Origin of the sequence: Saccharopolyspora rhizosphaerae (assembly GCF_003931915.1) — a bacterium.
GTDB classification, from domain to species: domain Bacteria; phylum Actinomycetota; class Actinomycetes; order Mycobacteriales; family Pseudonocardiaceae; genus Saccharopolyspora; species Saccharopolyspora rhizosphaerae.
Map to the genome: position 1 here is coordinate 278,781 of NZ_RSAA01000001.1, position 18,720 is coordinate 297,500.

An 18,720-nucleotide genomic window follows, 5' to 3' on the forward strand; every position below is an offset into this window, starting at 1 on the left:
CGCGGGTCGGAGTCGCGGCGGTCAGTGGGCGAGCTTGAGGCCGACGACGCAGGTGATCAGCCCGAGCAGCAGCGCGATCTTGACCGGCGAGAGGGCCTCGTCGCCGGTGGCCATGGAGTAGCCGACGGTCAGCACCGCGCCGATGGCCACCCACACGGCGTAGGAGGTGCCGGCGGGCAGGGTGCGCATGGCGATCGCCAGCCCGCCCATGCTGATGGCCAGCGCGACGGCGAACACCAGGGACGGCGCGAGGCGGCTGAAGCCTTCGGACTTGCTCAGGGCGACCGCCCACACGGCTTCGAAGGCGCCGGAGATGATGAGGATGAGCCAAGCCATGACGTCGCGCGCTCCCCACGCGCCTGCACCGTCTTTGCATGGCCAGGTACGGTGCGCCTCGTCCGGTTCCTCGTCGCCCTCGATTGTGCCCGGCGGCCGCGGTGGGCGGGCTGCGGGTACCCGGTGAGCTCGGCCACCGCCGCCTACCAGCGCGTCGGTCACTGCCAGGGTGGCTTCGCACCGAGCGTGAGGGCCGCAGGTGAGGTGCCACACCGATGGGCGACCCGGGTGGATAACCATACATCTGGTCGCATAAACTTTCCGCATGTCCAAGGTTCTGACGTCTCTGCCGGTCGGCCAGCGGGTCGGCATCGCCTTCTCCGGGGGTCTCGACACCTCCGTCGCCGTGGCCTGGATGCGCGACAAGGGCGCTGTGCCGTGCGCCTACACCGCTGACATCGGGCAGTACGACGAGTCCGACATCGCTTCGATCCCGGGCCGGGCCAAGGACTACGGCGCCGAGATCGCGCGCATGGTCGACTGCCGCGAGGCGCTGGTCGAGGAGGGCCTGACCGCGCTGTCCTGCGGTGCCTTCCACATCCGCTCGGGTGGGCGCACCTACTTCAACACCACGCCGCTGGGCCGGGCGGTGACCGCGACGCTGCTGGTGCGCGCGATGCTGGCCGATGACGTGCAGATCTGGGGCGACGGGTCGACGTTCAAGGGCAACGACATCGAGCGGTTCTACCGCTACGGGCTGATGGCCAACCCGCGTCTGCGGATCTACAAGCCCTGGCTGGACGAGGAGTTCGTCCAGGAGCTGGGCGGGCGTCAGGAGATGTCGGAGTGGCTGGTCGAGCACGGCCTGCCCTACCGGGACTCGGCGGAGAAGGCCTACTCCACCGACGCCAACATCTGGGGTGCCACGCACGAGGCCAAGTCGCTGGAGCACTTGGACACCGGCATCGAGATCGTCGAGCCGATCATGGGTGTGCGGTTCTGGGACGAGTCGGTGGCCATCGCGGCCGAGGACGTCACGATCGCCTTCTCGCAGGGCCGTCCGGTCGCCATCAACGGCAAGGAGTTCTCCTCGCCGGTCGACCTGGTGCACGAGGCCAACGCGATCGGTGGCCGGCACGGGCTGGGCATGAGCGACCAGATCGAGAACCGCATCATCGAGGCCAAGAGCCGCGGCATCTACGAGGCGCCGGGCATGGCGTTGCTGTTCGCCGCCTACGAGCGGCTGGTCAACGCCATCCACAACGAGGACACCGTGGCGGCCTACCACAACGAGGGCCGCAAGCTGGGCCGGTTGATGTACGAGGGCCGCTGGTTCGACCCGCAGGCGTTGATGCTGCGGGAGTCGTTGCAGCGCTGGGTCGGTTCGGCGGTCTCCGGTGAGGTGACGCTGCGGCTGCGCCGCGGTGAGGACTACTCGATCCTCGACACGCGGGGCCCGAGCTTCTCCTACCACCCGGACAAGCTGTCGATGGAGCGCACCGAGGACGCCGCGTTCGGCCCGACCGACCGGATCGGCCAGTTGACGATGCGCAACCTCGACATCGCCGATTCGCGGGCGAAGCTGGAGAGCTATGCGCAGCTGGGTCTGGTGGGCAAGGCCCAGACCGAACTGGTGGGCTCGTTGCAGGCCGGTGGCGCTGAGGCGATCGCGTCGGTGGGTGCCGAGGAGTCCGAGTCGCAGGCGCTGGACCGCGCGGCGATGGAGTCGGGAACCGACTGAGCACGGATGCGGGCCATGGCCGCTCGCGCGGGTCGCACCGCGCGAGCGGCCATGATCGCATCAGCCCCGCGACCGCCGGCGTGCGGGGGCGCTGGGTGCGGCGGCCGCGTTCGGTGTGGTTAAGGTCCGGTGATGGACCGGGGTCGGGTTGCGGAGGTGCGAGTTGTCGGGTGACCGGCCGAGTGCGCAAGAGCTGGAAGCCGCCAGTGGGGCCACGATCGGTGATGTGCTGGCGCCGGGTTTGAAGGTCTTGTTCTGCGGGATCAACCCGGGTTTGTGGTCGGGTGCGACGGGTTGTCACTTCGCGCGGCCGGGCAACCGGTTCTGGCCGGTGCTGCACGCCAGCAGTTTCACCCCGCGCCAGTTGGCCCCTCAGGAGCAGTCGGAGTTGCTGGAGCTGGGGCTGGGCATCACCAACCTGGTGGACCGGGCCACCTCGAAGGCCGCGGAGCTCACCGATGAGGAGCTGCAGGCCGGGGCGCAGGCGCTGTCGGAGAAGGTGCAGCGCTACCAACCGCAGTGGGTGGCGGTGGTGGGCATCACCGCCTACCGGGCCGCTTTCGGCGCCAAGCGCGCCACGTTCGGTCGCCAGGAGCGCACGATCGGTGAGGCCGGGGTGTGGGTGTTGCCCAATCCCAGTGGTTTGAACGCGCATTGGAGCGCGGGCACGCTCGCCGCGGAGTTCGGGCAGCTCAGGCAGGCGGTGATGGCCGGTGAGGAGTGCCGGTGCGGGTGAATGATCGTGTGCTGCCGAACAGGGGGTGTGCTTTACCGGTCCGTTACCGGTAGGGTCTGCCCCGCCGGAAAGGAAGTCCCCGATCCGGTGACATTGGCCGTTTGCTGACGCAGAGTCGATACGGATGACTATTCAAGACGATCTTGCTCGACCGTGGTTCCAGCCCGTGGTCCCCTCGGAAGCGCAACAGCAGCAGCCGGATCCGGGACCGCCGCAGACGCGCATCAGGGGCGAGTTGCCCGTGGACGAGGTGAGCGAGCCTGCTCAGCCGGCTCCCGGCTCGATGCCTCCCCCGAACGGTGCCCCGCAGGTGGGTGAGTTCCAGACCGCCACGTCCCCGCAGCAGCCGGTGCAGGAACCCGCGCCGCAGGCCCGTCCGCCGCGCCCGAGCACCGCGATGTCGGAGGGCACGACTTTCGCCGAGGCGCTCAACCCCGGTGCGCAGACCCAGTTCTCGCCGCAGCCGGAGACGCAGTTCGCACCGCGACCTGAGGCGCCGTTCTCCCCGCAACCTGAGACCCAGGGCCGGGACATCGCCGGGGACACGGCTTTCCAGGCCTTCTACAGCGACGAGCCGGCTTCGATGCCCTCGATGCCGTCTGTGCCGCCGGGTGCGGGGGCGCAGCAGCCGCCGATGGCGCCGCCGCCGGTGCCCGAGCACGTCGAGGTCACCCAGCCCTACATCCCCGCGATCCGTGATGAGCAGCCGGAGTTCGCCAAGCGGCTGAACCCGGAGATCGCCGCGGCACCGCCGGCGGCGGTGACCGGCCCGCAACCCCCGGTCGAGGAGCGTCCGGCCGCGACGCCGCCGGCCCGCAAGCGCAGCTTGATGCGCCGGGTGGTGCGTCGCATCATCGGGCCGGACCTGCTGCGCAAGGACCCGCCGAAGAAGCGGCGCTGAGCACGTCCTGCTCGGAGGCGGTGGTCTCGGCACGGGCGCAGACCTGCATCCTGCGCCCGTGCCCAGGCCACCGCCTCCGTTGTTGTCGCTAGCGGGCGCGGGCGTGCCAGCGCCCGTGGTCGCGGGTGATGTGCACCGGGTGGTCGAAGCACTTGCTGATGTGATCGCTGGTGAGGACCTCGGCGACTGCGCCTGCGGCCAGGCAGCGTCCTTCGCGCAGCAGCATGGCGTGGGTGGTGCCGGGCGGGAGTTCTTCGAGGTGGTGGGTGACCAGGACGGTGGCCAGCTCGGGGTGGCCGGTGCGCAGGTCCTCGAGGCTGGTCAGCAGTTGTTCGCGCGCGGCCAGGTCCAGGCCGGTGGCGGGTTCGTCGAGCAGCAGCAGCCGTGGCTGGGGCATGAGGGCGCGGGCGATGAGTGCTCGGCCGCGTTCGCCTTGCGAGAGGGTGTTCCAGCGGGCGTGGGCGCGCTCGGTCATGCCCAGCAGGCTGATCAGTTCTTCGGCGCGGTGTTCTTCGTCGTCGGTGGGCTGCCGGCGCGGGACGAGTTCGGTGGTGTTGGTGGCGCCGGTGAGCACGACCTGCCGCACGCTCAGCGGGGTTCGCAGCGGGTGGCGGGGGTTGATGTGGCCGACGAGGCTGCGCAGGGCGCGCATGTCGACCGCGCCGAGGCGGTGTCCGAGGACTTCGACGCTGCCGCGGGTGGGGTGGCCTTGGGCGCCGAGCAGGTGCAGCAGGGTGGACTTGCCTGCGCCGTTGGGTCCGAGCAGTGCCCAGTGCTGACCGGGGTGGACCTGCAGGCGGATGTCGCTGAGCAGGTGGGTGCCGTCGCGGACGACGTCGACGTCGGTGGCGCGCAGCACCGGGCCGGTGCCGGTGGGGCGGGGTGGGGTCACGGCGGTGTCCTTCGCGTGCGCCTGCCGGCGCGGGTGTTGCGTGCTGCTCGGGCGAGATCGAGCCTGCCGGGTGCGGCGATCATCGCGGTGGTGAGCTTAGCAAACGAGTTGGTGGCGGCCGGGCGGGCGCGAGCGGCTGGTTAGGCTTCGGCGCGCACGTGTTCCTCCGTCCTGCCTCTGAGGGTTCGATGTCTTCTCGTCTTGCGCCCGTTCTTGCCGACAGCGTCCGCTTGGGCGATGACGGGGTGCACGTCCTGGATCGCCGGGTGTTCCCGTTCGAGCACCGGTGGGTGCACGCGCGCACGGTGGAGGAGGTCGCGCGGGCGGTCGAGGAGATGGTCACCCAGTCCTCGGGCCCCTACTTCGCGGTGCTGTGGGGGCTGGTGCTGGCCGCGCGTGAGGCCGACGGTGACGATCCGCAGGTGGCGCGGGAGCGGGTGGGCGCGGCGGCGCGCCGGTTGATCGCCACGCGTCCGACCAACGACCAGCCGCGCAAGGCCGCGGCGTTCGTGCTGGAGGCCATCGCCGAGCGCGAGGACGTCGCGGCTGCGGCGTTGGAGGGGGCTCGTGCCGGGGATGCCGATTACCGGCGGCGGTGCCGGGAGATGGGTCGCGCGGGGGCGGCGCTGCTGGGGCACGGTGCGCGGGTGCTGACCCACTGCTGGGGTGATCTCTACTTGCTGGGACTGGTGGAGGCGTTGCTGGAGCAGGGCAAGGCTCCGGAGTTCGTCTGCACCGAGACCCGCCCGTACTTGCAAGGGGCGCGGTTGACCGCGGAGTCGCTGGCCGAGATGGGGGTGCCCACGACGCTGGTGACCGACGCGATGCCGGCGTCGTTGATGCGCGAGGGCCGGGTGGATGCGCTGGTGACCGCCAGCGACCGGGTCACGCTGGACGGGTCGGTGGTCAACAAGGTGGGCACGTTGCAGTTGGCGGTGGCGGCCCGGGCTTTCGGGGTGCCCTTCCACGCGTTGTGCCACGCCCCGGACCCGCATGCGCGCGAGGGCGCGCAGGTGCCCATCGAGTTCCGCGACGGCCGAGAGGTCCTGCACACCTTGGGGCGCCGCAGCGCTAGCGAGAAGGTCAGCGGCCTGTACCCGGCTTTCGACGTCACCGACCCGCAGTGGGTGAGCACGGTGGTCACCGACCGCGGCGCGTTCAGCCCGGCCGAGGTGCACCGCTACTGGTCGTGATCGTCGCGCTGCAGCCGTTGCAGCAGGGTGATCAGCAGTTCGCGTTCGGCGGTGCTCAGCGGGGCGAGCAGCTGCTGGTTGGCCTGGTCGGCCAGGGTGGCGCAGCGCTGGAGGGTGGCCAGTCCTTCGGGGGTGGCCGACACGGCGTTCTTGCGGCGGTCGCTGGGGTTGGGGCGGCGCTGCAGCAGGCCTTTGCCCTGCAGTTCGTTGACCAGGCCGACGACGTCCTTGGGGTCGATCTCCAGGCGGCGCACGAGGTCGGCTTGGGCCAGCGGCCCGTGTTCGGCCACGGCGGCCAGCACGGCGTGCTGGCTCAGCCGCAGGCCTTCGGCGGCCAGAGCGGCTGCGACGAGGTCGCGGCCGCGGGCGGCGACGCGGCCGGTCAGCCAGCTGGGCAGGGACTGGATGTGCTGCAGGGCTCGGGTGCTGCGGGAGTCGGCCACGTCGGCATCCTAACCTAAATTCGTTGGACTCCCCAACGAGACCTGCTCTACCGTCGGATCGTTGGTGAACCCATCGATCTGGTCAGGAGTGCGTGATGCGACGCGTCAACTACACCGTCCACGGCGGCCCCGCGGTCTTGTTCGTCGAGGACGCCCCCACCCCCGTGCCCGGCCCCGGCCAGCTGCTGGTGCGCTGCGAAGCCGTCGGCGTCACCCTGCCGATGGTGCGACGGGTGCGCGAGGCCCCCGAACCGGTACCGCTGGGCGGCGAGATCGCCGGGGTCGTGCAAGCCCTGGGTCCGGGAGTGCGCGGCTTCGGCATCGGTGATCGCGTCACCGGACTGTGCTTCGAGCACGCCTACGCCGATCTGGCGCTGCTGAGCGAGGACATGGCCTCCCGCATCCCCGACCACGCCGACGCCACCACCGCGGTGGCACTGGTGCGCAGCGGCCTCGTGGCGCGCCAGGCCTGCGCTCTCGGGCTGCTCGGGCACGGCGAGACGGTGCTGATCACCGCCGCGGCCGGTGCCGTGGGCACGATGGCGGTGCAACTGGCCCGCGCCCACGGCGCCCGCGTGATCGCCGCGGTCAGCACCGCGGCCGACAAGCGCGCCTACCTCACCGCGCTGGGCGCCGAGACGGTCGTGGACTACGACGCGGACAGCTGGGGCGAGCCGGTCGACGTGGCCCTGGAGGGAGTGGGCGGGCAGCTGCTGGGCAAGTCGGTGCGGGCGCTGGCCCGCAGCGGACGCCTGGTGGCCTTCGGCGCGCAACCCGGCTCGATCCCCGCCGGCGAGCTGATGTCGCGGACGGCCTCGGCGACCGGGTTCCGGATGGCCACCACGTCCAAGCCGGCGCTGCTGGCGTGCTGGCGCGACGAGTTGTGGGACTGGCACCGCGACGGCTGGCTGCGCACCCGGGTGCACGCCGAGATCCCCCTCGCCGAAGCCCACCGGGCCCACGAGGCCATCGAGTCCCGCACCAACCTCGGCAAGGTGGTGCTGGTCGTGGACTGACCCCCGGGCTGCAGGAGCGAGCACCCCGCTCCTGCAGCCCGGACCACAAAGCCACTTTGCAAACGTTCTTTGCGATCGTGCTGTCAGAGCATGGATGAGCGGACCCAGCCGGAGGTCGTCGAGCTCGACGCCGCGAAGCTGCGGGCCCTGGCCCATCCGCTGCGCGTACGGCTGCTCAGTGCGCTGCGCATGGAGGGGCCCTCCACGGCCACGGCACTGGCCCGTCGCTTCGGTGAGAACTCGGCCAACACCAGCTGGCACCTGCGCCAGCTCGCCCGGGCCGGGCTGGTCGTCGAGGACACCGGACGCGGCAACCGCCGCGAACGGTGGTGGGCGGCCGCCCACGAGCTGACCTCCCTCGACCCCGCCGCCCTCTCCCGCGACCCCGAACTGGCCGGCCCCCTGGCGACCTACCTGCACGCGGCCAACACCGCGCACCACGACCAGGTCGCCACCTACATCGCCACCATGGGCGAGCACCCACTACAGTGGCGATCGGTGGCCGGCTCTCCGACGAGCGCCTGTGGCTCAGCGCCGAGGAAGCCGCCGAACTCGGCCACCAGATCACCGAGCTCGTGCAGCGCCACCGCAGGCCGCGCCGCGACGACGACACCGAGGTCATCGACCACTGGCACCTGCTGCCCCGCCGCCGGGTCGACCCGTGAACCGGCAGCTGGCCGGCCTGATCGCCTCCACCGCCATCTCCGGGCTGGGCACCGGGATGACCATGCTGGCCATCCCCTGGTTCGCGCTGGTGGCCCTCGGCGGCACCCTGCACACCGGCCTGGTCGTCGCCGCCGAAACCACCGGCCTGCTGGTGGGCTCGGCGATCGGCGGTGGGTGGGTGGACCGGCTGGGAGCACGCCGCGCGGCGGTGACCTTCGACCTCACCGCCGCAGCCGTGGTCACCACCGTGCCCGCACTGCACCACCTGGAGGCCCTCACCGAACCGGCACTGATCGCCCTGGCAGCAGCGCTGGGCCTGGCGCGCGCACCGGCCGGCACCGCACGCCACGTCCTGGTGCCCGACATCGCCGCCCGCACCGGGATGGCGGTGGAGCGCGTCACCAGCGCCCACGACGCACCTCAGCAGGGCGCGCACGCGCTGGGCGCCCCGGTGGCCGGTGTGGTCATCGCGGTGCTCTCCGCACCGGCGGCACTGCTGCTCGACGCGGTCAGCTTCCTGCTCGCCGCCGCGATCACCCAGGCCTGCCTGCCGGCAACCAGGCGCTCAGGGCCGCGATCGCGAGGGGTGGCGGCCCTGCGCGAGGGGTGGCGCTTCGTGCTCGGCGACCGCACCCTGCTGGCGATCATGTCCATGGTGGCGGTGACCAACGGCCTCAACGCCGGCCTGTTCACAGTGCTGGTGCCCGCCTACGGGGTGCAGGTGCTGGGCTCACCGGTGCAGCTGGGCGCGGTGTTCGCCGCCACCTCCGCGGCCCTGATCGTCGGCTCGGTCGGCTTCGCCCTGCTGGGCCTGCGCTGGCCCCGCCGCCCGACCGTGGCGGTGTGCTACCTGCTGGTGCTGGGCCCGCGCGCGGCGATCTTCGCGCTGCAGCCGCCCCTGTGGTTGTTGGTGGCCCTCAGCCGCGTGCTCATGCTGGCCTTCGGGCCGCTGAACCCGATCCTCGGTGCGGTCAAGGCCGAACGCACCCCACCAGCGATGCGGGCCCGGGCCTACGCGGTGATCTCCACCGCGGCTCTGGCGGGGATGCCGCTGGGCACGGTGCTGGCCGGGGCGGTGAGCGCGCAGATCGGCCTGATCGCCTCCTTCGCCCTGTTCGCCGCGGCGGCCACCGGGATGTCGTTGTGCCCGCTGCTGTTCCCCGCGTGGCGCGGCTTGGAGCGCCCACCCACCGCAGCGGCAGCCACGGTCTGACGCGGGCTCAGCTGGCGGTGAGGACGCGCGGGCCGTGGTCGGTGATGACGAGGGTGTGGCCGACGTGGGCCGCGCGGCTCTCGTCGCCGGTGCGCACGATCGGGTTGTCGCGTTCGAGGTGGTCGCGGCCGCCTGCGGTGAAGATCGGCTCGATGCTCAGCACCAGACCGGGCCGCAGCGGGATCCCGCGGCCGGGGTGGCCGTCGTTGGGCACCGCCGGTTCCTGCCGAGGTTGCCTGCCCAGGCCGTGACCGCCCAGTGGAGGGATGCCGTATCCGGCGCTGCGCCCGACCAGGCCGATCGCGCGGCACACAGCACCCAGCCGCGCTCCGGGCTGGGCGGCGGCGATGCCATCGGCCAGGGCCTGGCGGGTGGCATCGATCAGGGCCTGGTCCTGGGGGCGTGCGGTGCCCAGGACCAGGCTGGTGGCCGCGCGGGTGCACCAGCCCTCCAGGTGGAGCGTGACGGCCACGCTGAGCAGGTCCCCGTCCTCGGGCACCCGGGAATCCGGTGGGCCGCCGGTGATCTCGTCGTTGAGCGAGGTGCTGATCACCTGGTCGCCGAGTGGGCGAGCTCCGGCCCGGTCGGCGACCTCGCGTGCGACCTCGTCGAGCTCGGCCAGCGACACCCCGGTCACGGCGTGCTCGCCCACCGCGCGCAGGACCGCGGCCGCCACCGACCCGGCCGCCTCCAGCGCCTCGATCTCATCCCGGTCGCGCAGTTCGATCACCACACCCCCGATGATGCCTTGCCGCACCGACACGAACTCACCACAGTGGACACTGACCGAGCGTGGTGGTTCGTGCTGAACCCGTGACCACCAATGGTTTTCAGTGAAGATCCGAGACGGATTCGGCAACAATCACGTAAAGTGCGCGGGACCCCGCACGAAGGAGATCGCCGCACGTGCCCGCCCAACCCCCCGTCTGGCTCCGCCGGTGGTGGCGAAGCCCCCTGGTGGTGCGCTTGGTGCCCGCCGCAGTTCTGATCGTGGCCACCGGATCCGGGGTGGCGGCCAACCTGCCCGCCACCCCCGAGACGACCCACACCGCCACACCCGCACCCCAGCCGGTCGCCGCTCCACCGGCCGCGCCCAGCACGGCAGCACCACCGCCCCCGCTGGCACCTCCCCCTGCGCCGGCGCCCCCGCCCGCACCGACCACCACCAGCGAGTCCACGACCTCGGCGCCGAGCACGACGCGCAGCACCCCGCGCACGACCCGGAGACCTGCACCGCCCCCGCCGCCGACGACCTCGAGCCTGGAGCCGGCGCCGACCAGCACGGGCCGGTCGACCTCGCAGCCGGAGGTCGCCGAGGGCCAGCCCTGCGACGATCCCGGCGACGTCAGCCGCGGCGACGACGGCGACCGCTACGTGTGCGACTACGACGACGGCACCTGGAGGTGGCGCGAATGGTGACCCCCGACCGCCAGGCACCGCAGACCGAGTACGACACCCTCATGCTCGGCGAACTGACCCCCGTCCGCGAGCAAGCGCTGCACGGCCACGAAACCCTCGCCAAAGCCCCGACGCACTCGCAGCGCCGCGACGTCGGCGAAGACCTCGACTTCCCCGACCAAGCCCCACCCACGCCCCCGCGCGGCACCCTGCCCGACGGCACCATCCGCACCACCGGCTGGCTGCAGATCGGGCCCGTGACGATCTCCTCAGGGGTGTGGGCGGCGCTGAGCGGACTGGCCGCCGGACTGGCCCTGACCTGGCTGTGGACGTGGCTGCCGCTGGTGCTGGCCGTGGCAGGGGTGCTGGCCTGGTGGACCTGGACGCGGCGGCTGCGACCGGCCTCCCGCGCCACCAACCTGCGCCGCCTGCCGGCAGCCCGACTGCGCCCGGGCATGCCCGTGCGGCTCTACGGCCCGATCGGCCCCGTGGGCATCGTGGAGGACATCGAGGCGGACGAGCTGGTGAAGGTGACCTTCACCAGCGGCCACCGGCGCAGGCTGCGACCGCAGCACCCCTGCCACCTCGTCGAAGTCCAGGATTAGGTCTCGGAATCTTCGTTGAGGTCGTTGTGCTGGGCGGTGCGGGTGGCAGGACCTGAGCGGCTCCGTGGACTCCGTGCGCCGCTCCTGATGCATGTCCGGTACACGGCGTCGCGGCGTACGCGCCACGACGCCGTGTACCGGCGGCGGTGCGAGGTGAATCCCGCACCTGAGGACGCGGCTGCCGCCGCGGGCCGCCTGGTCCTCGGGTCTTGCGGCGGTGCCGCGGTTGAGTCCCACCCAGAACGGGCGGTTTTCGCTTCGTTCGGGCGAGTTCTAAGGCGTGCTTTCGGCGTCGCCGTTGTCCGTGCCGCCGGTGCTGCCGCCGACCACGGCGTCCGAGGACTCCGACTCGGCCGGGGGCAGCAGACCGGACACGTCGCCACCGGTGTCGTTGACCTTGAGCACGAAGGGGCGGGTCTCGGTGTAGCGCACCACGCTCACCGAGCACGGGTCGACCACGATGCGCTGGAAGGAATCCAAGTGCAGCCCCAGCGCATCGGCCAGCACCGACTTGATCACATCACCGTGGCTGCACACCAACCACACCTCGTTCGAGCCGAGCAGGCGGTCGTGCTCGCGCACCGCGGCCACCGCGCGCGACTGCACCTGCGCCAACCCCTCACCGCTGGGGAACACCGCCGCCGAAGGGTGCTGCTGCACGACCTTCCACAGCTCCTGGCCGGTCAGGTCCTTGATCTTCTGGCCGGTCCAGTCGCCGTAGTCGACCTCGGAGAAGCGCTGCTCGACCACCGGCTCGATCCCGCGCGCCACCGCCAGTTCCGACACCGTTTCCCGGCAGCGCTGCAGCGGGGAGACCACCACCCGGCTCAGCGGCACGTCCTTCAACCGCGCCTGCAGGCCCGCGGCCTGGGCGCGGCCCGTTTCGTCCAGACCGACACCGGGCGTGCGCCCGGCCAGAACCCCGGAACCGTTGGCCGCCGAACGCGCGTGCCGGAGGAGGATGAGAGTCGCCACGTCCGCCGAGGGTAGGCCTCCCCGACCACCCCACCGCCCGCAGGGCCGCTGCGAACGCGAAACGGGGCGGCCCCGATGGGGCCGCCCCGTCTTCTCCGTCCACTGCGCGTCAGGACCTCACGGCTGGATCACACCGGAGCCCAGCAACGCGAACACCGCCCCGCCCAGCACGATCCGGTACCAGACGAACAGGTACACGCTGTGCTTCTGCACGAACCGCAGCAGCCACGCGATCACCGCGTAGCCGATGACGCCGGCCACCACGGTAGCCACGATCATCTGCGCTCCCGTGGGCTGCAGCCCGTACGGGCTGGGCTCGAACACGTGCGAGACCTCCGAGATCCCTGCGGCGAACACCGCCGGGATCGCCAGCAGGAACGAGAACCGCACCGCCGTGGCCCGCTGCAGACCCAGCGCCAGACCTGCGGTGATCGTCCCGCCGGAGCGGGACACACCCGGGATCAGCGCCATCGCCTGGGCGAAACCCATCAGCACACCGTCGCTGAGGCGCAGCCGGCTCTGCTCCCGCAGCTGCTTGCCGTACCGCTCGGCCAACCCCATCAGCACACCGAAGATCACCAGCGTCGCACCAGTGATCCACAGGCTGCGCAGCGACGAGCGGATGTAGTCCTGGAAGAAGAATCCCAGGACACCGATCGGCAGGCTGCCCACGATCACGTACCAGGCCAGCTTGTAGTCCTGGGTGGCACGCACCTCGGCGTTGACCAGTCCGCGGAACCACACCCCGACCAGCCGGACGATGTCACCGATGAAGTAGATCACCACCGCCAGTTCGGTGCCGATCTGCGTCACCGCGGTGAACGACGCACCCGCGTCCTCGCCGAAGAACAGCTTCGACACGATCGACAGGTGCCCGGACGAGGAAATCGGCAGGAACTCGGTGAGCCCCTGGACCACGGCCAGCACCATGGCCTGCAACCACGACACGAAACCCACTCCACACATCGACAAGGGACGACCCGGGCCGCCCTGCAACCGCCGACCCGGTGCCCAGATCTTCCAGCATCACCCCGTGCCGACCTCCCCCGCCCTTGATCACCCCATCAGGGCAGGTCAGACACTCTTCGATCACGCAACGCAACCACACGGGCGACGCACCACCACCAGTGTGATCCACACCACCCCACAGCGGACCCGCCGAGGCCACATCACCCGCCACACCCACCACACCGCCTACCCTCCACCACCGTGGAACAGCGACAACTCGGCAACAGCGGCCTGCGCGTCTCCCGGCTCGCACTCGGCACCATGACCTGGGGACTCGACGTCGACGCCGACGAAGCAGCCGACCAGCTGACCACCTTCCACGACGCAGGCGGCACCCTCATCGACACCGCCGACGTCTACCAAGACGGCCACGCCGAACAACTCCTCGGCACCCTGCTCACCCACCACCTCCCCCGCGACGAGATCATCCTCGCCACCAAAGCCGCCGCACGCCGCAAACCCGGCCCCTTCGGCGGCGGTGCCTCCCGCGGAGCACTGCTCAACGCCCTCGACGAATCACTGCGCCGCCTCGGCACCGACCACATCGACCTCTGGCAACTCCAAGCCTGGGACCCCGGCGTCCCCCTCGACGAAACCCTCGCCGCCCTCGACACCGCCGTCACCACCGGCCGCGTCCGCTACACCGGCATCGCCAACTACACCGGCTGGCAAACCGCCACCGCCGCCGCACACCAACACCACCACCCCACCCGCACCCCCCTGATCTCCACCCAAGTCGAGTACTCCCTGCTCGAACGCGGCGCCGAACGCGAAGTCGTCCCCGCCGCCGCACACCACGGCCTCGGGATCCTCGCCTGGGCACCCCTCGGACGCGGCGTGCTCACCGGCAAGTACCGCAACGCCACCCCACCCGACTCCCGCGGCGCCACCACCCACCTCGCCGGCTACGTCGACCACCACCGCACCGAACGCGCCGCCCGCATCGTCCAAGCCCTGCTCACCGCAGCCGAAGGCCTCGCCACCACACCCGGCCACGTCGCACTCGCCTGGACCCGCGACCGCCCCGGCATCACCGCCCCCGTCCTCGGCGCCCGCACCACCGCCCAGCTCAAGACCGCGCTCACCACCGAAGACCTCACCCTCCCCCCAGCCATCCGCGCCGCCCTCGACGACATCAGCGCACCCCAGCACGGCTACCCCGAAGCCCAATAACACCCCTCGGCACGCTTCCCGCCACACCACCGACATGCCACGCTGAAAGGTCCCCACCCCACCAGGGGCGCACCGGCACCGATCGGCCATGCTGGAGGAAGCAGCAACCACCCAGCGGAAGCAGCGGCACCGCAGGGCAGCAACACCGAGGAGGACCTCGTTGCGTCGTCTGATCACCACCTGCCTCACCCTCACCCTGCTCGCCGGGTGCGGCGCAGACGACAACACCGACCCCCTCCAAGTCACCGACACCCTGAGAGCCGCCACCCCCGCCACCGCACCCCCGGCGACCACCCCTCCCGCAGGCACCGTGCACCCCGCACCACCCGTCCAGCACACCGCCTACGACCGCGACACCCGCACCCTCGTGCTCGCCGCCGGCCCCCAGCTGCACCTCATCGACACCGCCACCGGCCACCGCCGCACCCTCGACCTGCCCGCACCACCCGGCAACCTCCGCGCCAAAGGCGGACAGGTCCTCGCCGCGCTGCCCGACGCCCACCAGATCACCCGCGTCGACCTGCGCACCGCCACCGCACACCCCACCCCCGTGCCGGGCGCCCCGGTCGACGCCCTCGACCTCGACCCGCACCGCACCGCCGTCGCCCTGCGCGACACCGCCACCGTCACCATCCTCACCGACGGCCGGCCAACCACCACCACTGAGAAGTTCCAAGGCCCCGCACGCCTGCTCGTCCAAGGCGGCCGCCTCCACGTCCTCGACCGCCTCACCACAGCCATCACCCCCGTCGACCCCACCAACGGCGGCAAAGGGGCAGGCCTGCGCGCAGGACAAGGCGCCACCAGCGCCGTCCAAGACCGCTACGGCCGCATCCTCACCATCGACACCCGCGGCCAAGCACTCCTCGCTTTCAGCACCGACCCGCTCATCCTCAAGCAGCGCTACCCGGTCCCCGGCGCCCCCTACGGCCTCGCCTACGACCCCGGCACCGACACCGCCTGGACCACCCTCACCGCCACCAACGAACTCGTCGGCTACGACATCGCAGGCGGCGAACCCCAAGAACGCCACCGCATCCCCACCATCAGCCAACCCGACTCCCTCACCCTCGACCCCGACACCCACACCCTCTACATCGCCTCCGCAAACGGCGCCGGATACCAGGTGGTGAGAATGTGAGCACGAGCGAAGGAAACACCGACACCGATTGGGAATACCAGCCGCTGCGCCTGCCACCCGGCACCACCCGGATCAGCGCGGCGACCCAACTCAGCATCCACGCCGAGTACTCCGGCTGGGAACTCTCCCGCGTCCTGCTCTACTCCGACGGCACCCGCAAGGTCTGGCTCCGCCGCAAACGCAGCACCCCCGGCCTGCCCAACGTCATCACCTGATCACGGCACCCGCCACAACCACGACTCCGCGGCGAACTTCGAGGCCACCAACTCCTCGGCCCGAGCCACCTCCGCCGCGCTCACCGGCCCCGCCGTGAGCCCGAACCGCGACCGGAAACCCCCCACCAACCGGTCGACCACCACTTCGCGCGCCAGACCGGTCTGCCGCGCCAACGGGTCCACCCGCTTCGCCGCGCTCCCCACCCCCTTGTCCGACAACTTCTCCCGGCCCACGCGCAACACCTCGGCCAACTTCGCGCCATCGACCGAGTACGACATCGTCACGTGGTGCAACACCGCACCCGAGCCCATCCGCTTCTGCGCCGCACCGCCGATCTTCCCGCCCTCCGAGGCGATGTCGTTCAACGGCTGGTACCACACCTCCAGACCCAGGTCCCGCAACACACCCAGCACCCAGTCGTCCAAGAACGGGTACGACTCCGCGATCGACATCCCCGCCACCAACGACGGCGGCGCGTACAGCGAATACGTCACCGTGCAACCCGGCTCCACGAACATCGCCCCACCACCGGTGATCCGCCGCACCACCTCCACCCCGTGCCGGCGCGCAGCCTCCAGGTCCACCTCGTTGCGCACCGACTGGAACCCGCCCAACACCACCGCAGGCGACTCCCACTCCCAGAACCGCAACGTCGGACCACGACGCCCCGCACCGACCTCCTCGGCCAGCACCTCGTCCAACGCCATGTGCATCAACGGCGACCGCGGCCCCTCACGCACCAACTCCCACGCGTGATCCGACCACCCCGTGGCCCGCGTCAACGCCCGACGCACCGCCGTGGCCACCGCCTCCGGCGAAAACCCCACCAACCGCGCCTGATCCGGCAACCCACCCCGGATCCGACGCGCCAACTCCTCCGCCTCCGCCGACACCGCAGCCCCCACCAACGAGGAGTTGATCGCCTCCAACGCCTCGTCCGGCTCCAGGAAGAAGTCACCGCTCACCCGCACCTGCGAGAGCCTGCCCTCGGCCACCTCCACGTCGGCGGCCACCAACTTCCCGCCCGGGACCTTGAACTCACCGTGCACGCCCGCACCCCTCTCCGCCAACATCGACTCCACCCACCACACCACAACCACCCGCCGGCGTCCCGGAAGGCCCACGCATGACCGAACTGCTCACCGGCGCCCACCTCGCCGACGGCACGGGCGCAGCCCTGCACCACGCCGACGTCCTGCTCGACCACGACCGCATCACCGCCGTCGCACCACCCGGCACCCTGCCCCGCCACCACCCGCACCGCGACCTCACCGGACTCGTGCTCGCCCCCGGCTTCATCGACTCCCACTCCCACGCCGACAACGCACCCCTGCTCACCGAGCACGACACCACCAAGGTCCTGCAAGGCGTCACCACCGAAGTCGTCGGCAACTGCGGCTTCAGCCTCGCACCGCGCACCACCACCCACGACAACGAGCACCGCGAACTCCTCCACCGCCTCTTCCCGCCCCTGCACGCCACCTGGACCGGCTTCACCGAACTTTTCGCCGCCACCGACGCCGCGGGCCACGTCACCAACCACTGCCCCCTCGTCGGCCACGGCACCCTCCGCGTGGCGGCCACCGGCATGACCCAAGCGGCACCGGACACCGACGCACTCCGGCAGATGCGCGCCCTGCTCGAAGAAGCCATGGGCGCAGGCGCTTTCGGACTCTCCAGCGGACTCATCTACCCACCCGCCACGTTCGCCACCACCACCGAACTCACCGCACTGGCCGAGGTCCTCGGCGGCGACGGCCTCTACGCCACGCACATGCGCGACGAAGGCGACCACCTCCTCGACGCCATCGACGAAGCCCTGCACATCGGCCGCGCCGCCGGGCGCACCCACCTGTCCCACCTCAAGAGCACCGGCCCCAGCAATTGGGGCGCCATGCCCTCAGCCCTCGAGCGCATCCAGCACGCGCGCAGCACCGGGCAGGTCGTCCACCAGGACGTCTACCCCTACACCGCCTCCTCGACGACGCTGACCGCCCTGCTGCCCGCCCACTACCTCAGCGGCAACGCCCGCCACACCCTGGAGAAGCTCACCGCTCCCGGAGTGCACGCCGAACTCACCGACGCGCTCACCGGCTCCACCCGCTTCGACCGCATCCTCATCGCCACCACCACCAGCCACCGCCACGAAGGCCGCACGCTCACCGAGATCGCCACCGCATCGGACACCGACCCGGTGCAGGTGCTCATCGACCTCCTCGTCACCGAGGAGCTGCGGGTGGCGATGATCCACTTCTCGATGCACGAGGACGACCTCGAGCACGCGTTGCGCGATCCCCGCACCGCCATCGGCTCCGACGGCCTCCCACCCGGTAACGGCGGCACCCCGCACCCGCGCCTGACCAGCACCTTCCCCCGGTTCCTCGGCCGCTACGTCCGCGGACGCGGCGTCCTGGACCTGCCGGAGGCGGTCCGCCGGATGACCTCCCTGCCCGCCGAGATCTTCCGCATCCCCGACCGCGGGGTGATCACCCCGGGCCGCATCGCCGACCTGGTCGCCTTCGACCCGGCCACCGTCCTGGACGTAGGCGACTACCGCGACCCCTTGCGCCCGCCCACCGGCGTGCCCTGGGTGTGCCTGGCAGGGCAGACCGTGGTCGAGGCCGGCGAGTTCCTCGGCATCCCCGCAGGACGCCGGCTCAGCCCATCGGCTTGACGCCTCCTTCCGAGCAGTTTTGCCGGTGGGAAATGGGCCCACTGGACGCAGTATTGAATTCAGCTGACACTGAAGTGATAGAAGTTAAGAAGGAGAAGAAGGCGGCTCGACCGGGGGATTTCCCAACCGGGTGTGGCGCGTCGCACATGCGATCAGTGGACCTCCGGCGCACGATCGGCCGGGTGAAATCCATTGCCGAGAGGAGCCCCGCCATGACGCTCTCAGATCATCGAGCAGCCCCGCAGGACTCCTTCGACCCGGACGTGGACCTGGACCTCCCGGCCCAGTCCCGTCGGGAGTCGGTCGAGACCGAAGACGACGAGAGCCACGTCATCCGCGGCTACGACTGAGCACCGACCCGGCGCGCCGCTCACGGTCGCAGCACGACCTCCCAGGACCCAGCGGCGCGCCGCCGCTCCCTTCCTCGCCTTCCGTGCGGTCTTCCGCGACCCA

The 18,720-nt window shown here is 71.3% G+C and carries 21 protein-coding genes, 1 pseudogene and 1 riboswitch; of the genes and pseudogenes, 15 read left to right on the forward strand and 7 right to left on the reverse strand.

What is annotated here, in order from left to right:
* Window positions 1–21 precede the first annotated feature (21 nt).
* On the reverse strand, window positions 22–336 hold the full coding sequence (locus tag EIL87_RS01315) for a DMT family transporter (RefSeq protein WP_125088259.1): 315 nt from the start codon (window positions 334–336) through the stop codon (window positions 22–24).
* A 22-nt stretch (window positions 337–358) separates the two neighbouring features.
* Window positions 359–424, reverse strand: a riboswitch (guanidine-III (ykkC-III) riboswitch).
* Window positions 425–601: 177 nt separating this feature from the next.
* Here EIL87_RS01315 and argG point away from each other — a divergent pair.
* The 3 genes from argG (at window position 602) to EIL87_RS27230 (ending at window position 3,654) form a co-directional block, all read left to right on the forward strand.
* Window positions 602–2,017 carry an argininosuccinate synthase gene (argG, locus tag EIL87_RS01320; RefSeq protein ID WP_125088260.1) on the forward strand — a complete coding sequence of 472 codons (1,416 nt, stop codon included), beginning with the start codon at window positions 602–604 and terminating at the stop codon, window positions 2,015–2,017.
* Window positions 2,018–2,180: 163 nt separating this feature from the next.
* A complete protein-coding gene (gene mug, locus EIL87_RS01325; protein ID WP_125088261.1) occupies window positions 2,181–2,753 on the forward strand; it encodes a G/U mismatch-specific DNA glycosylase in 573 nt (190 codons plus the stop codon).
* A gap of 310 nt (window positions 2,754–3,063) precedes the next feature.
* Window positions 3,064–3,654: a hypothetical protein gene (locus EIL87_RS27230; RefSeq protein ID WP_233575931.1), complete on the forward strand. Its 591-nt coding sequence runs from the start codon at window positions 3,064–3,066 to the stop codon at window positions 3,652–3,654.
* Window positions 3,655–3,742: 88 nt separating this feature from the next.
* On the opposite strand, the gene EIL87_RS01335 is transcribed toward EIL87_RS27230, so the two are convergent.
* A complete protein-coding gene (locus tag EIL87_RS01335) occupies window positions 3,743–4,546 on the reverse strand; it encodes an ABC transporter ATP-binding protein (protein WP_125088262.1) in 804 nt (267 codons plus the stop codon).
* A gap of 188 nt (window positions 4,547–4,734) precedes the next feature.
* On the opposite strand from EIL87_RS01335, the gene EIL87_RS01340 reads away from it, so the two are divergent.
* Complete coding sequence (locus EIL87_RS01340; protein ID WP_125088263.1) at window positions 4,735–5,739, forward strand: translation initiation factor eIF-2B alpha/beta/delta subunit family protein; 1,005 nt, start codon at window positions 4,735–4,737, stop codon at window positions 5,737–5,739.
* Here EIL87_RS01340 and EIL87_RS01345 read toward each other — a convergent pair.
* Complete coding sequence (locus EIL87_RS01345) at window positions 5,727–6,182, reverse strand: MarR family winged helix-turn-helix transcriptional regulator (protein ID WP_233575932.1); 456 nt, start codon at window positions 6,180–6,182, stop codon at window positions 5,727–5,729. The two genes, EIL87_RS01340 and EIL87_RS01345, sit on opposite strands and share 13 nt — an antisense overlap.
* 95 nt (window positions 6,183–6,277) lie before the next feature.
* Here EIL87_RS01345 and EIL87_RS01350 point away from each other — a divergent pair, with 95 nt between their 5' ends.
* The 4 genes and pseudogenes from EIL87_RS01350 (at window position 6,278) to EIL87_RS01360 (ending at window position 9,077) form a co-directional block, all read left to right on the forward strand.
* Entirely contained in the window at window positions 6,278–7,198 is a 921-nt protein-coding gene (locus tag EIL87_RS01350; RefSeq protein WP_125088264.1) for a quinone oxidoreductase family protein, read from the forward strand.
* A 189-nt stretch (window positions 7,199–7,387) separates the two neighbouring features.
* A pseudogene (locus tag EIL87_RS27880) lies at window positions 7,388–7,432 on the forward strand (hypothetical protein); the annotation flags it as partial.
* Window positions 7,433–7,686: 254 nt separating this feature from the next.
* A complete protein-coding gene (locus EIL87_RS26685) occupies window positions 7,687–7,863 on the forward strand; it encodes a hypothetical protein (RefSeq protein WP_158628559.1) in 177 nt (58 codons plus the stop codon).
* Window positions 7,860–9,077 (forward strand): MFS transporter, encoded by a 1,218-nt coding sequence (locus tag EIL87_RS01360; protein WP_125088265.1) that lies wholly within the window; start codon window positions 7,860–7,862, stop codon window positions 9,075–9,077. The genes EIL87_RS26685 and EIL87_RS01360 overlap by 4 nt, the downstream gene beginning before the upstream one ends.
* A 7-nt stretch (window positions 9,078–9,084) precedes the next feature.
* Here EIL87_RS01360 and EIL87_RS01365 read toward each other — a convergent pair whose 3' ends face one another.
* Window positions 9,085–9,840: a type I methionyl aminopeptidase gene (locus tag EIL87_RS01365; RefSeq protein ID WP_233575933.1), complete on the reverse strand. Its 756-nt coding sequence runs from the start codon at window positions 9,838–9,840 to the stop codon at window positions 9,085–9,087.
* A gap of 206 nt (window positions 9,841–10,046) precedes the next feature.
* Here EIL87_RS01365 and EIL87_RS01370 point away from each other — a divergent pair, with 206 nt between their 5' ends.
* The gene (locus EIL87_RS01370; RefSeq protein WP_125088266.1) at window positions 10,047–10,496 is read left to right on the forward strand and encodes a hypothetical protein; all 450 of its coding nucleotides are present in this window, start codon (window positions 10,047–10,049) and stop codon (window positions 10,494–10,496) included.
* Window positions 10,490–11,080, forward strand: a complete 591-nt coding sequence (locus EIL87_RS01375; protein ID WP_125088267.1) for a hypothetical protein — start codon at window positions 10,490–10,492, stop codon at window positions 11,078–11,080. The genes EIL87_RS01370 and EIL87_RS01375 overlap by 7 nt, the downstream gene beginning before the upstream one ends.
* A 273-nt stretch (window positions 11,081–11,353) precedes the next feature.
* Here the strand turns inward: EIL87_RS01375 and EIL87_RS01380 are convergent, their stop codons facing one another.
* Both EIL87_RS01380 and EIL87_RS01385 read right to left on the reverse strand, forming a co-directional pair.
* Complete coding sequence (locus EIL87_RS01380; protein ID WP_125088268.1) at window positions 11,354–12,055, reverse strand: histidine phosphatase family protein; 702 nt, start codon at window positions 12,053–12,055, stop codon at window positions 11,354–11,356.
* A gap of 117 nt (window positions 12,056–12,172) precedes the next feature.
* Window positions 12,173–13,003: an undecaprenyl-diphosphate phosphatase gene (locus EIL87_RS01385; RefSeq protein WP_267898785.1), complete on the reverse strand. Its 831-nt coding sequence runs from the start codon at window positions 13,001–13,003 to the stop codon at window positions 12,173–12,175.
* A gap of 261 nt (window positions 13,004–13,264) precedes the next feature.
* On the opposite strand from EIL87_RS01385, the gene EIL87_RS01390 reads away from it, so the two are divergent.
* The 3 genes from EIL87_RS01390 to EIL87_RS01400 all read left to right on the forward strand — a co-directional run bounded on the left by EIL87_RS01390 (window position 13,265) and on the right by EIL87_RS01400 (window position 15,592).
* Window positions 13,265–14,236: an aldo/keto reductase gene (locus tag EIL87_RS01390; protein WP_125088269.1), complete on the forward strand. Its 972-nt coding sequence runs from the start codon at window positions 13,265–13,267 to the stop codon at window positions 14,234–14,236.
* Between the two features lie 160 nt (window positions 14,237–14,396).
* Complete coding sequence (locus EIL87_RS01395) at window positions 14,397–15,377, forward strand: YncE family protein (RefSeq protein ID WP_125088270.1); 981 nt, start codon at window positions 14,397–14,399, stop codon at window positions 15,375–15,377.
* Window positions 15,374–15,592 (forward strand): DUF5703 family protein, encoded by a 219-nt coding sequence (locus tag EIL87_RS01400; protein WP_125088271.1) that lies wholly within the window; start codon window positions 15,374–15,376, stop codon window positions 15,590–15,592. The genes EIL87_RS01395 and EIL87_RS01400 overlap by 4 nt, the downstream gene beginning before the upstream one ends.
* Here the strand turns inward: EIL87_RS01400 and EIL87_RS27640 are convergent, their stop codons facing one another.
* Window positions 15,593–16,666: a lipoate--protein ligase family protein gene (locus tag EIL87_RS27640; RefSeq protein ID WP_267898786.1), complete on the reverse strand. Its 1,074-nt coding sequence runs from the start codon at window positions 16,664–16,666 to the stop codon at window positions 15,593–15,595. It lies immediately after the preceding gene.
* A 53-nt stretch (window positions 16,667–16,719) separates the two neighbouring features.
* Here EIL87_RS27640 and EIL87_RS01410 point away from each other — a divergent pair, with 53 nt between their 5' ends.
* Both EIL87_RS01410 and EIL87_RS26690 read left to right on the forward strand, forming a co-directional pair.
* Entirely contained in the window at window positions 16,720–18,267 is a 1,548-nt protein-coding gene (locus tag EIL87_RS01410) for an N-acyl-D-amino-acid deacylase family protein (protein ID WP_125088272.1), read from the forward strand.
* A 212-nt stretch (window positions 18,268–18,479) separates the two neighbouring features.
* A complete protein-coding gene (locus EIL87_RS26690; protein WP_158628560.1) occupies window positions 18,480–18,617 on the forward strand; it encodes a hypothetical protein in 138 nt (45 codons plus the stop codon).
* Window positions 18,618–18,720: the final 103 nt, after the last annotated feature.